A 13,927-nucleotide genomic window follows, 5' to 3' on the forward strand; every position below is an offset into this window, starting at 1 on the left:
CCGCTCCCTCCAACATTCATCCATCCACCCGAATGAGAATGGCATCACCTTGCGCTGCCCCGCTGCAAATTGCGGCAATGCCGTAGCCGCCACCGCTTCTTCGCAGCTCATGGATTAAGGTGAGCACAATCCGCGCACCGCTTGCTCCGATGGGATGACCAAGCGCGATGGCTCCCCCGCCCACGTTAACGAGTTCTGGATTCCATCCAAGCATCTGTTCAGTGGTCAGCAAGACCGCAGCGAAAGCTTCATTAACTTCAAACCGGCTGATTTGATCCAGTTTGATACCTGTTTGCCGCAAAAGCTTCTGAATCGCTAATGCAGGCGTTGTCGCAATATACGGCGCTCTCTCACCAACAGTCGCAGACCCGACAATCGTTGCAAGCGAACTCACGCCATGGGCTAATGCCTTATCCTTCGACATCACGACCATCGCCGCAGCCCCGTCGTTAACGCCAGGGGCATTTCCCGCTGTAATCGTTCCACCTTTCAACAGGGCCGATAATGCAGCAAGCTTCTCCATACTTGTATCCGTTCGCGGACCTTCGTCTTCCTCGACCCGCTTTATTCCATGCTTCAATTGCACGACGAAAGGCACTATTTCCTCCGCTAAGCAGCCCTTCCTTCTCGCCTCAATCGCCAAAACATGACTGCGAAGCGCCCATTCATCCTGCCGATCACGACTTAAGCCAAACTCTGCGGCTACGTTGCTGCCATGAACGAACATCTGAACATGTTCAAACGGGCAAAGCAAACCATCGTGAACCATCAAGTCAATGGTCGTCTGATTCCCCATCCGCGCCCCCCAACGGGTGCTTGGCAGCAAGAAAGGAGCACTGCTCATGCTCTCCATTCCACCCGCAATCATGCAATCGGTATCACCAGAACGGATCATTTGATCAGCAAGTGTGACACTTCGCAGACCCGATGCGCATACTTTATTGATCGTTTCTGCCGTTACGCTCCACTCCAAACCCGCCAAACGCGCAGCCTGACGCGCAGGATTTTGCCCTGCTCCCCCTTGTAGGACCATCCCCATGATGACGCCCTCAATGACAGACGGTTCAAGTGAAGAACGCCGTATCGCCTCCCGAATTGCCGTACCGCCCAGCTCGACTGCCGGAACATCCTTTAAACCGCCGCCAAATTTCCCAAACGGTGTGCGGGCTCCTGCAACAATGACACTTTCCTTCATGCGTTAATCCTCCTAAGGTGAAAAGCCTCAGTAGATCACAGTTTCCAGATCATATTTTTCTAAATAATGCTTGACTCGCTGCAAAAATCGACCGCAAATCATCCCATCCAGAATACGGTGATCAAATGAAAGGCAGATCGAGACCATGGATCGGATGGCGATCATTTCTTGAATGACAACGGGTTTCCGAACAATGCTCTCAAATGTAAGATTAGCCGCTTGTGAGTGCTGAATAATGGGATAAGAAAGCATCGACCCAAAGGCCCCGGTATTATGAAAAGCAAACGTGCCGCCTTGCATTTCCGCCGGTCGTATAGTACCCGCCTTTGCCCGTTTGAGCAAATCAAACAACTCAAACGCCAAGCCAGCGATGGATTTGCGGTCTGCATGATGGAGGACAGGCGCAATCACAGCATCCTCATCCTCAGAGCCAGCTGCAACGGAAATATGAATATTTCTTTGGACAGCAATACCTTTCGGAGTCCATGATGCATTCATTAGCGGGAACTCCTTTAAAGCATTCACAATTCCTTTTATGACAAAAGGTGAGATTGTAAGCGGAAAGCCTTCTGTCAACAAGAAGCTTTCCTTCAGCTTTTGCCGCAAGGCGACTAGATTCGTAACGTCAACTTCGATCATCAGCCAGGCACGGGGAATTTCGGTGACACTTTGCTGCATGCGGGAAGCAATTGCTTGTCGCATCGGGCTGATAGCAAGGATTTGATCGCCTGGGAGCGTTGCACCTGATTCCTCGTATTGCGACATAGCCACCCTCCTCTACAATTCCGCTAGCTGGCGCATCGCATCCTTCACGGTATCTATACTCGGCAGGTAAAATTTCTCCAGCGTCGGCGCCATCCCGACAGGAGGAACGTCCGGCGGGCAGCAGCGCATGATGGGAGCATCCAGCTCATACAACAGGTGTTCAGCTAACATCGCTGATATCTCAGCACCAATACCACCGGTCTTGTTATCCTCGTGAACAATGAGAATTTTTCCAGTTTTCGCTGCAGCCTCAAAAATAGCCGTTTTATCAAGCGGATGCAGGGTTCGCAGATCAAGAAGCTCTGTACCGATGCCCTCTAATTCCAGTTCAGCCGCTGCTTTCATAGCATATTGGACAGATAAACCGTAAGCGATGACCGTGATGTCCTTACCTTCGCGTCGGGTTATTGCTTTCCCGATAGGTACCGTATAATCATCCGCAGGAACTTCATCTGACACGGAGAGATAGCATTTTTTATGTTCGAAAAAGAGAACCGGATCGTCGTCTCGAATCGCAGCTTTCAATAATCCTTTGGCGTCATAAGCGGTGGACGGAGCTACAATTTTGAGGCCAGGCGTCCCAAAAAACACTGATTCGGGACATTGTGAATGATACAAGCCTCCTCCGCCTGTGGCGCCGTAAGGTGCACGAATGACAATCGGGCAATGCCAGTCATTATTCGAGCGATAACGAATTTTGGCGGCTTCGCTTATGATTTGATTGGCTGCCGGAAATATGAAATCGGCAAATTGAATTTCTGCAATCGGCCTCATTCCAACCATCGCCGCCCCAATGGCAACGCCTACGATGGCTGATTCAGAAAGCGGCGTATCGAGCACCCGCAGCTCGCCAAACTTATCGCGCATACCCTTTGTGGCGTTCAGGACACCCCCTTTTCCGATATCTTCGCCTAGCACAAAAACATGATCATCCCGCTGCATTTCCTCCGACATCGCTGAACGAATAGCCTCCAAATAAGTGATGATCGGCATCTCAAACATCACCTCCATCTTCCGCGTAGACATGCCGAAGCACATCCTCCGGTGCCGGAAATGGCGACTTTTCAGCGTATTTTGTGGCTTCATTCACTTCTTTGGCAATATTGTCTTGCAAGGCGCGATCCAAATCCTCAGTAAGTATGTCGCTCTCCAACAAATAGCGCCGGAATCGCTGAATGCCTTCCTGATCTTTGTGGTAATCCACTTCTTCCTTCGTTCGATAGAGCATATCGTCGTCGGCGGTTGAATGAGGTGGAATACGATACATCATCGCTTCAATTAATGTAGGGCCATAGCCGCGAACGGCACGTTCTCTCGCTTCTTTCACCGCACGATAAACCTCCAGAGCATCATTGCCGTCAACGCGTTGACCTGGAAAGCCATACCCTGCTGCGCGATCAACGACACGGCCGGCAACCTGCCGATGGGCCGGAATTGAAATCGCATATTGATTGTTTTCGCATAGGAAAATCACAGGCAGCTTGAATACGCCGGCGAAATTAAAAGCCTCATGCACATCGCCCTGATTACTCGAGCCTTCTCCAAAAGTCACGAATGCCACATGTTCTTCCTTCCTCATTAGAGCCGTGAGCGCAATGCCAACCGCATGCAGAACTTGCGTCGCTACGGGGCTTGAGCCGGATACGATATGGAGCTTTTTATAACCGAAATGCCCTGGCATTTGCCGGCCTCCGTTAATATCCTCCGCTTTGAACAGGGCCGCCAGCAGCAGCTCCTGGACCGTCATGCCAATCGTCAGCACAAAGGCGTAATCTCTGTAATAAGGAAGGAAATAATCCTGTTGTTTATCCAAAGCGAATGCTGCCGCCACCTGTGCCGCTTCTTGACCGATACTGGAAATGTGAAATGCCGTTTTACCTGATCTTTGCAGCAGCGTAGCGCGTTCATCGAATTTTCTCGCTTTCAGCATGAAAGCATACATCTTCAGCACGTCATCGTCCGTTAAACCCAGCTGTTGATGCTTGAGCATGTGCTGAGAAGACATCGCCATTCCTCCTCTGTTTTTTACATGTTTCTGCGATATTGCCCGCCGACTTGATAAAGCGCGCGTGTAATTTGACCGAGACTTGCCACTTTGACAGTTTCCATTAATTCCGCGAAAATATTTCCGCCTGAGAGCGCCACCCCCTGAAGTTTCTGCAAAGCCGCTGGAGCCGCTTGTTGATGTCGATCAAGAAATTCCCGAAGATGGGTAATTTGTTGATCTTTCTCTGCCACCGACGCCCGAGCAAGCGGAATATCCATGTCCCCTTCAGGTGGATTAGGATTCAAAAATGTATTGACGCCAATGATCGGCAAGTCACCTTGATGTTTTTTCATCTCATAGAGCATCGATTCATTCTGAATTTTACCCCGTTGATATTGCGTCTCCATGGCACCAAGCACACCGCCACGATCACTAATGCGATCCAACTCTTGCAGAACAGCCTCCTCAACCAAATCCGTCAATTCCTCGATGATAAAAGAGCCCTGAAGCATGTTTTCGTTTTTAATAAAACCTAGCTCTTTCGTAATGATTAACTGAATGGCCATCGCTCGGCGAACTGACTCTTCCGTAGGCGTCGTTACAGCCTCATCATAAGAATTCGTATGCAGCGAATTACAGTTGTCCAGCAGCGCCATCAAGGCTTGAAGGGTCGTTCGAATATCATTAAAATCCATTTCCTGTGCATGCAACGAACGTCCGGAAGTTTGAATGTGATATTTCAGCTTCTGGCTGCGATCGTTCCCGCCATACTTCATTTTCATTGCCGTAGCCCAGATGCGGCGCGCGACCCGCCCGATAACGGTATATTCCGGATCTAACCCATTGCTGAAAAAGAAAGAAAGATTCGGCGCAAAGTCATCAATCGACATGCCACGGGACAGATAGTATTCGACATAAGTAAAACCATTGGCCAACGTGAAAGCGAGCTGTGAAATCGGGTTCGCTCCAGCTTCCGCGATATGATAACCCGAAATGGAAACCGAATAATAATTGCGTACTTCCTGATCGATAAAATACTGCTGGATATCGCCCATCATTCGCAGCGCGAATTCCGTAGAAAATATACAGGTGTTCTGTCCCTGATCCTCCTTCAAAATATCCGCTTGAACCGTTCCTCTAACCGATTTCAGCGTTGTCCTGCGAATTTCGGACGCCTCATCCATGTTTGGCTCTCTTCCACTTTTCTGGGCAAAACGCTCCATCTGATCGTCCATCGCCGTATTCATATACATCGCCAAAATGATCGGCGCAGGTCCATTAATCGTCATGGAAACAGACGTCATTGGATCACACAGGTCAAAGCCGGCATACAGCTTTTTCATATCATCCAATGTACAGATACTGACGCCGCTTTCGCCGATTTTGCCATAAATATCTTGACGTTTATCGGGATCTTCCCCGTACAAGGTGACAGAGTCAAAAGCTGTGCTGAGACGTTTGGCTTGATCATTTTTGGACAAATAATGGAATCGCAGATTCGTTCGTTCTGGCGTGCCTTCTCCTGCGAACTGACGTTTGGGGTCCTCCGCGGTACGTTTAAATGGAAATACGCCTGCGGTATAAGGGAATTCGCCAGGCACATTTTCACGGTACAGCCACCGAATAATATCGCCAGAATCTCTATATTTCGGCAAGCTGATTTTGGGAATATCCATTCCCGATAAGCTTGTCGTGGTAAGTTCCGTCACGATTTCCTTCTCCCGAACACGCGTAATGAACGTTTTGCCGCTATACTGTTTCTGACGTTCGGGCCACTGTGCAAGCATGCGGTGTGTATCTTTATGCATCTGATTCTCAACATTCAGCTTCATCGCTTGCAGCGAAGCTAAACTTTCCTCCGTAGCATGCTCTGGAGCTTGCATTTGCCTTGTGGCAGCAATCGCTCCATCGAGCCGATAGCAGGCGCTCGCCAGCTCCGCCTCCTTTTCCGAAAAAGCATGATAGGATCGGATGCACTGTGCGATTTCACCGAGATATCGCGTACGATCGACCGGTATAATGACATGCGTTTTCGCGTGTGAAGCCGAACCGAATCCATCAATCGGCCATTGCAGTGAACATTTGCGGTTCAACGTCTGAATGATGGCTTGAAATAAGGTATCCACGCCAACGTCGTTAAATTGACTAGCCATGGTGCCATAAACAGGCATTGATTCATAAGGCTCAGAAAATCTACCGTGATTTCGCTGTACCTGCTTCTTCACATCCCGAAGTGCATCTTCGGACCCTCGCCGGTCAAATTTGTTAATCGCCACCAAATCTGCGTAATCGAGCATATCGATCTTCTCTAATTGTGAAGGTGCGCCGAATTCGCTAGTCATGACATAGAGGGAGACATTCGCGAGTTTGGTGATCTGGTGATCGCCTTGACCAATTCCACTTGTTTCGACAAGGATCAGATCAAACCCCGCTTCCTGCAGAACAGCGATGGCTGGGCTAAGCGCAGTGGATAATTCATTGCCTGATCCGCGTGTAGCCATACTGCGCATATATACGCGCTCGGAATGGACAGCATTCATGCGTATCCGATCGCCAAGTAAAGCTCCCCCGCTTCGTTGTTTGGTTGGGTCAACCGATAGAATCGCTATCGTCTTATCCGGATATTGCCGCAGGAAACGCTGGACAATTTCGTCCGTTAAGGAGCTTTTCCCCGCTCCTCCTGTGCCAGTGATGCCGACAATCGGACAAGGGGACACCTGTGATGGCAAATTAGGTTCTGGCGGGTTTTGCGGATTATCCGCTGTGTTATCACATGAGAGTTCTGCCTCAGTAATACGCTGAGCCAGAGATCTGTGATCTTTCGCAGCTTCAGTTCTGCTAACTCCCTTCTCATCGGTAGCAACCGTACTGAAATCGCACTCCTTCATCATGTAAGAAATCATCCCTTGAAGCCCTAGTTCCCTGCCATCGTCCGGCGAAAAGAGGCGTGTAACGCCATACGCATGCAGCCGTTTGATCTCCGATGGCAGGATGACGCCGCCCCCTCCACCGAAAACTTTAATGTTGGAGGCGCCTTTTTCACGCAGCAGATCGATCATATAAGTGAAAAATTCGACATGCCCGCCTTGATAAGAAGAAACGGCAATGCCTTGAACATCCTCCTGAATCGCTGCCTGCACAATCTCCTGTACCGACCGGTTATGACCAAGATGAATCACTTCCGCTCCATTAGCTTGCAGAATCCGCCGCATAATCGTTATGGACACATCATGGCCGTCGAACAAAGCGGAAGCAGTGATGAATCGCACTTTATGATTCCCTGATGACACCGCTGAACCTCCTCTCCTCGGATGGCGGATGTGCACAAAAACCCCACCGACATTAAGATATCAGTGAGGCCTAGCCCTTCTCGGGCAAAACGGTTTTGGCAATTTTCCCATCCAGCGCTTCATACTCAAAGTAACGAATCGTATCGTACAGCTCGCTGCGTGTTTGCATGTGGTCTAGCGATTCCTTCTGCGTTCCTGTCATCTGAATTTCCTCAAAAACCCTCTCCATCGCCTTGGCCGCTACACGCAGTGAAGTCACCGGATAAATCACCATACGAAAACCCCAGCTTTCAAACTGCTGCGCCGTAAAATACGGCGTTCTTCCGAACTCCGTCATATTCGCCAGCAAGGGACAGGTCAATTCTTGGCTGAATCTGAGAAATTCCTCTTCTTTCTCCAGCGCCTCCGGGAAAATAGCATCTGCGCCAGCAGCCACATACTGCTTCGCTCGAACAATCGCTGCGTCCATTCCCTCTACATTTTTGGCGTCCGTTCGGGCAATAAGGTATAAGGATGGGGAAACGGTTTTGATCGTTTGAATTTTTTGCATCATCTCCTCGGTGGAAACCAGCTTTTTCCCGTTTAAATGGCCACATTTCTTCGGCATCTCTTGATCTTCCAGTTGAACGGCTGCGACTTTGGCTTCCACCATCTCCTTCGCTGTTCGTGCTGCATTCAGAACACTTCCAAATCCGGTGTCGATGTCAACCAACAGCGGAAGACCAGCCGCACGAACCAGTTCACGAGCGCGCTCCGCCACCTCGTTAGAGTAAATAAGGCCCAAATCCGGCAGCCCTCTGCTGGCTGTATACGCGGCACCGGAAAGATAGATGGCTTCAAACCGAGCTTGTTTGGCGATAAGAGCTGCCATTCCATCGTGGGCGCCGGGAATTTTGACAATGGGACCCGCTTCGACGAGTTGACGAAAACGGGCGGCTAACTCCCTTTGCTCCGGTTCTTCTTCAATGAGCCATGCCATAGGAACCTCCTGCATGATCATGTTTCATGTTTCTTGTTTCTTGGTGCATACCATCGGTCAAATAACAAAAAGCGATAAGAACTCCTGACATGGCGTTTGAATGAAACGCTCATAGTCAAGCGTAAGGTTCATAATGTCAGCTGATTTTTTCCTAGGGAAGCGGGTCAGAAGGTTAGTCTCGAATTTCTCGATCACCTTGGGCAGACCTTCAGCACGCCGCCTCCGATGGCCGATCGGGTATTCACACACAATTTTCTCCGTCGAAGTGCCATCCTGAAAATGAATTTGCACCGCATTCGCAATTGAGCGTTTGTCCGGATCCAGATAATCCTTGCTGTACTGCTCCTCTTCCGTGACGATCATCTTCGCCCTAAGTGCATCAATACGCGGGTCTTTCGCAATGTTTTCTTCATAATGTTCAGCCGTTAATGTCCCGTACAACAGCCCGATGGCAACCATGTACTGCAAGCAATGATCCCGATCCGCCGGATTAAACAAAGGTCCTTTTTTGTCAATGATCCGGATCGCGGATTGATGGGTCGTAAGCGTGATAGACTTAATCTCCTCTATACGCTCATGTACCAATGGATGCAGCTCTAGCGCGCATTCCACAGCTGTCTGCGCATGAAATTCGGCAGGAAATGAAATTTTGAATAAAATATTTTCCATGACATAGGAACCCAATTCTCGCGCTAAAGTCAGCTCCTTACCTCGGAATAACACGTCTTGGAACCCCCATGTTTTGGCCGAAAGCGCGGTAGCATACCCCATTTCGCCGCCTACAGCCATTAAGGCCAGACGCACCGCGCGACTTGTCGCATCCCCCGCAGCCCAGGACTTGCGCGAACCTGTATTAGGCGCATGCCTGTAAGTTCTTAAACTGGCTCCATCAATCCAGGCATTCGAGAGCGCGCTGCACACCTCCGCTTTCGTTCCGCCAAGCATGGCAGTCGCTACAGCCGTTGAAGCTATTTTTACAAGATGAACATGGTCTAATCCCACACGATTCAAACTATTTTCTAAGGCCAGCACACCTTGAATCTCATGCGCCTTAATCGACATCGTAAGAATATCCTTCACGTAGAGCGGCATTTTGCCCTCTGCCACCCTGCTGCGGCTAATATAGTCGGCAAGCGCCACGATACAACCTAGATTGTCGGACGGATGCCCCCATTCAGCAGCCAACCACGTGTCATTATAATCAAGCCAACGGATCATGCACCCGATATTGAAAGCCGCATGCACAGGGTCCAATTCGTATCGTGTACCTGGCACTCGGGCGCCTCCTGGCAAGCTCGCTCCCGGCACAATCGGTCCCAGGTGTTTCACACATTCCGGAAAACGCAGCGCCAGCAAGCCGGTCCCCAGGGAATCCAACAACACATGCTGCGCAATGCGATACGCTTCTTCACTTTCAATATGTGCGTTCAGTGCATAGTCGGCTATTTCTTCAATTAACGGGTCAAAAGTCATCTCCTTATCGACCGAGTTCTCAAATCCGCTCATTCACAATGTCGTCCTTTCTGGCAAATGAATTTCCAGCGCTCAAGGATGTAAGTTGCGAGGTCCTGTGTACAGGACACGAGGCCGGAATAGCCGATTATTCGCGTGCTGCTCCATCACATGGCTGCTGACGCCAATCGTACGAGCAGCGAGAAATACCGGAGTGAACAATTCAATCGGGATGCCGAGCAAATAATAGACAGGTGCTGCGTAATAGTCCAAGTTCGGGTGCAAATTTTTCTCGCGTTTCATGACTTCTTCACCAACCACACACATCGTGTACAGCTCCGGTTGGTTTTTCTCTAACGCAAGGGCAGCTAACGCATCTTTCATCAATAACGCGCGCGGATCGGCTTTTTTCATATAAACCCGATGACCGAAACCCATAATGCGTTCCTTCCGAGCCAGTTTGCTTAACATGAGTGTTTCCAAGTTGCCTTCCGAACCTGCCTCAAGCAGCATCTCCATGACAGCTTCATTAGCGCCGCCGTGCAGCGTTCCTTTCAACGAGGCAACCGCCCCGGTAAGCGCGCCGTACAAATCGGACTGCGTCGAAGCAATCACTCTTGCCGTGAATGTCGAATTCGGCATTTCATGCTCACTGTAGACGATGAGAGATTGGTCGAAAATATCCTCTTCCATCTTCGTGGGCACTTGCCCCGTTATCATGTACAAGAAATTAGCTGAATAGGATAATTCTCTTTGGGGCTCTGCGAACGTTTGTTTGGTCTTGGCTTGATACCCATTGGCAACTATTTGCGGTACCTTTGCCAGCAACCTGATCGCTTTTCGCGTATTTGCCTCCTTAGAACGATCTTCAAGTTCGGTATCGTAGCTGGCCAAAGCCGAAATTCCCGTTCGGAGCACATCCATAAGGTTAGCTTGCTCTGGCAGTAAACGCAGGATAGAACAAATGTTCGGTGGCAATCCATATTCGTCTTTAATTCTTTCTTCAAACGATGACCGTTCATGGTCATCAGGCAGCCCCCCCTCAAGCAATAGCGCTGCTACATCCAGATAGGTAACATGCTGCGCAAGCTCGATGAGGTCATATCCGCGAACAACAATTTCTTCCTTCTCGACATCCAGATACGAAATTCCCGTTTCACTAGCAATAACGTTCTCCAGTCCAGGGTGATAGCTGTTACTCATCTCATCGCTCCCCTTTCTCTCTTCCTGCCGCGTCTAGTCGGCAAGCAGCATGCGGGAAATCACAATACGCTGAATTTCGTTCGTCCCTTCATAGATTTGTGTAACCTTCGCGTCGCGCATATACCGTTCAACCGGATAATCTTTCGTGTACCCATAACCTCCGAAAATTTGAACAGCTTCAAGACTGACAGCCACAGCCGTATCACTGGCAAAAAGCTTCGCTATGGCGGCCTCCTTCCCATACGGCAAGCCTTTACTTTCCTTCCACGCCGCTTGATAGGTCAGCAGTCTGGCAGCTTCAATCTTGGTAGCCATATCCGCAAGTTTAAAAGCTATAGCCTGCTGCTCACCGATCGGCTTTCCGAACTGCTTGCGCTGCTTCGCGTAGCTAATCGATGCCTCCATCGCCGCCTGGGCAATCCCGAGCGCTTGCGCGGCAATGCCGATACGCCCGCCGTCCAGGCTTCGCATCGCGATTCGGAAGCCCTCTCCCTCCACGCCGAGCAAATGTCCTGCGGGCACTCGGCAGTTCTCAAATCGCAGCTCAAGCGTTGGCGAAGAGCGAATGCCCAATTTTTTCTCCTTGTGGCCGAAAATAAAGCCTTCGGTCCCTTTCTCCACAAGAAATGCGCTGCACCCGCGCTTCTTGTTTACTGGATCCGTCATCGCAAAAACGATATAGACGTCCGCTTCCCCGCCATTGGTGACAAATAGCTTTGAACCATTTAGCACATAATGGTCCCCATCCTTGACAGCCGTTGTTTTCATTGCTCCTGCATCAGAGCCCGAACCGCTTTCTGTCAAGCTGTATGCGCCGAGCTTCTTGCCTTGAGCCAGCGGCTTCAAAAACGCCATTTTCTGCGTTTCCGTCCCGTATTTCGAGAGCGCCCATGAAACTAATGACGTATGGACGGATAACATCACACCTGTAGAAGCGCAGGCTTTCGAGAGCTCCTCGACAACGATGGCGTACGTCAAGAAATCAGATCCGATGCCCCCGTACTCTTCAGGCCACGGGATTCCCGTTAGGCCAAGCTCGCCCATTTTATCGAATAGGGTCCGATCGAATCGCTCTTCTTCATCTCTTTGAGCAGCAGTAGGTTCAATTTCGTTTTTGGCAAAATCCCGCACCATAGCACGAATCATATTCTGTTCTTCCGTCAAGGACAGTTCCATATGACCGCCTCCTTCGACATGATCGCTATTCCTGTATGTTTAGCCGAGGATAAGATCGGTGATTTGCTTCTTCATGGGACAAGTTGTAACCGCTTCCAATAACATGTTTTATATATACACGCCTTTCTGAAGGCTTATACCTGATAGGCTATGAATTTACCCGCCCATGAAAAAAACACCGCAATTTCGCGATGTTTGTTCTCATGACTATCTTAATTTAATAGGCAATCCGCTTACAGAAGACTCCAATGCCGCTAAAGTAATGCGAAGCGTGACCGCGGCGTCGGCGTAATCGGTCAAAATCCGCGACCGGTCTCCGGTTTTGATTGCATGCAAGAAAGCATCCGTTTCAATTTCATAAGGATTGAGGAGGTTCTTATACTCCGTTGTTTGCGTACTTTCATGGTTCTTTAAGTACCGATTTTGGTGAATTTCCAATACACCTTTATCTGTAAACAGTTCCAATCCCGATCGATGGCCGAAAGGCAGCATACACGTATTCGTGATGGACGCAACGGCACCGCCTGCAAGTTTCAATGTCACAGCCCCGACATCCGCCACTTCAACGCCGTCGTGTTTCGTATGTGTATGCTGCTGCGCATAAACTGCATACACTTCCTCCACTTCGCCAACCAAATAGCGAACTAAATCCACAATATGTGTTGTTTGTTCGACGAATTGACCACCAGACCCGTTTTGCTTACGCCACCAATGAACGCCTGGCATGTCTCCTAACCAACTGCCAACCGCCATTCCAACTTTGCGGGTTTCCAGCAGCTCTTTCGCCTTCTGCACGGTGTCCGTATATCGGATATGATAACCAACCGAGGTGATGATATCCCTGCTTTTCACCTGATCTTGGATGCGATTCACCGTTTCCATATCCAACCCGATCGGTTTTTCAACCAGGAACGGGATATTTCGCTGAACGATGGCATCTTCAATACTACCATGCGCCATAGGCGGCACACTTATGTATACAGCGTCTGGTTTAACTGTATCAAGCATCATCTCTATCTCGTCAAAAGCTTGTGCACCAGCGAATTTCTGCGCCATTTTCTCAGCCTTTGGCAGCGAAGAACCAAGGAAAGCAACGACTTGCGCATCCTCCCTGGCAGCTAACAAGCTAGCGTGCTTTTCAGCAAACCATCCTGTTCCGGCAATTGCAATTTTCAACATGTTGATATACGCCTCCTAGTGGCTCAAATTAGCATAGATTCCCATAAGACAAGTATATACGCAGATGCCAATCTTTTCTCTACTTATTTTTTCTGATAAAATTTTAATCGTAATGTTAGTAATTATCATGATTTGGGTATATGATAATGAAGTCTCTGTCGAATTTGGCAAGATCTTTCAAGGTCATCTTGCCGAAAGTATGGTTTAATGGATGTATCATGTTTTGAAAATTCCCTGAAAGGTAATTACTGACCATGAAAACTGCCTCATTTTTATTTCCGAAGGACAAAGTAGCCTTTATTAAGTCATCCTCTTCCATGAAGGAAGCTATGGAACAATTAGAGCAGCACTATTATACAGCACTTCCCATCGTCGATGAAGGTGGAAAGTACGTTGGCACACTTTCCGAAGGCGACCTGTTGTGGACGCTCAAAAATAAGCCTGGCGTTACGTTCGAGAACATGGATGAGATCCCGGTAAGCAGCATAAAAAAACATATTCGCAACGAATGTGTCTCGATTGACGCTTTTATGGAGGATATGCTGGCCAAAGCAGCCGATCAAAACTTTGTTCCTGTCGTCGATGACAAACAAATTTTCTTGGGTATTATTCGCCGCAAAGATATCATTGCCTACTATATGAATAACATTACGGACTAAAATGAAAAGGAACTGGAGACTATGCGCCCAGTTCCTTTTTTT

At 49.2% G+C, this 13,927-nt stretch carries 11 protein-coding genes; 1 reads left to right on the top strand and 10 read right to left on the bottom strand.

Features of this window, described 5'->3' with window-relative positions:
• Positions 1 to 16 precede the first annotated feature (16 nt).
• The 10 genes from GON05_RS35930 to GON05_RS35975 form a co-directional block, all read right to left on the bottom strand.
• Positions 17 to 1,195 (bottom strand): acetyl-CoA C-acetyltransferase, encoded by a 1,179-nt coding sequence (locus GON05_RS35930; protein ID WP_157326283.1) that lies wholly within the window; start codon positions 1,193 to 1,195, stop codon positions 17 to 19.
• A 27-nt stretch (positions 1,196 to 1,222) separates the two neighbouring features.
• The gene (locus GON05_RS35935) at positions 1,223 to 1,960 is read right to left on the bottom strand and encodes a dihydrolipoamide acetyltransferase family protein (RefSeq protein WP_157326284.1); all 738 of its coding nucleotides are present in this window, start codon (positions 1,958 to 1,960) and stop codon (positions 1,223 to 1,225) included.
• Positions 1,961 to 1,972: 12 nt separating this feature from the next.
• Positions 1,973 to 2,953 (bottom strand): alpha-ketoacid dehydrogenase subunit beta, encoded by a 981-nt coding sequence (locus GON05_RS35940; RefSeq protein ID WP_157326670.1) that lies wholly within the window; start codon positions 2,951 to 2,953, stop codon positions 1,973 to 1,975.
• Between the two features lies 1 nt (position 2,954).
• Positions 2,955 to 3,965 (bottom strand): thiamine pyrophosphate-dependent dehydrogenase E1 component subunit alpha, encoded by a 1,011-nt coding sequence (locus GON05_RS35945; RefSeq protein WP_157326285.1) that lies wholly within the window; start codon positions 3,963 to 3,965, stop codon positions 2,955 to 2,957.
• A 20-nt stretch (positions 3,966 to 3,985) separates the two neighbouring features.
• Entirely contained in the window at positions 3,986 to 7,237 is a 3,252-nt protein-coding gene (gene icmF / locus GON05_RS35950; protein ID WP_309491995.1) for a fused isobutyryl-CoA mutase/GTPase IcmF, read from the bottom strand.
• A gap of 70 nt (positions 7,238 to 7,307) precedes the next feature.
• Positions 7,308 to 8,216 (bottom strand): methylisocitrate lyase, encoded by a 909-nt coding sequence (gene prpB, locus GON05_RS35955; RefSeq protein ID WP_157326286.1) that lies wholly within the window; start codon positions 8,214 to 8,216, stop codon positions 7,308 to 7,310.
• Between the two features lie 57 nt (positions 8,217 to 8,273).
• Positions 8,274 to 9,722 carry a bifunctional 2-methylcitrate dehydratase/aconitate hydratase gene (locus GON05_RS35960; protein ID WP_157326287.1) on the bottom strand — a complete coding sequence of 483 codons (1,449 nt, stop codon included), beginning with the start codon at positions 9,720 to 9,722 and terminating at the stop codon, positions 8,274 to 8,276.
• A gap of 39 nt (positions 9,723 to 9,761) precedes the next feature.
• The gene (gene mmgD, locus GON05_RS35965; protein WP_157326288.1) at positions 9,762 to 10,871 is read right to left on the bottom strand and encodes a citrate synthase; all 1,110 of its coding nucleotides are present in this window, start codon (positions 10,869 to 10,871) and stop codon (positions 9,762 to 9,764) included.
• A gap of 33 nt (positions 10,872 to 10,904) precedes the next feature.
• On the bottom strand, positions 10,905 to 12,047 hold the full coding sequence (locus tag GON05_RS35970) for an acyl-CoA dehydrogenase (RefSeq protein WP_157326289.1): 1,143 nt from the start codon (positions 12,045 to 12,047) through the stop codon (positions 10,905 to 10,907).
• A gap of 207 nt (positions 12,048 to 12,254) precedes the next feature.
• A complete protein-coding gene (locus tag GON05_RS35975) occupies positions 12,255 to 13,226 on the bottom strand; it encodes a Gfo/Idh/MocA family protein (protein WP_157326290.1) in 972 nt (323 codons plus the stop codon).
• Between the two features lie 254 nt (positions 13,227 to 13,480).
• On the opposite strand from GON05_RS35975, the gene GON05_RS35980 reads away from it, so the two are divergent.
• Positions 13,481 to 13,885, top strand: a complete 405-nt coding sequence (locus GON05_RS35980; RefSeq protein ID WP_157326291.1) for a CBS domain-containing protein — start codon at positions 13,481 to 13,483, stop codon at positions 13,883 to 13,885.
• The last annotated feature ends 42 nt before the right edge of the window (positions 13,886 to 13,927 follow it).

This window comes from Paenibacillus anseongensis, assembly GCF_009757995.1.
GTDB lineage: Bacteria > Bacillota > Bacilli > Paenibacillales > NBRC-103111 > Paenibacillus_E > Paenibacillus_E chondroitinus.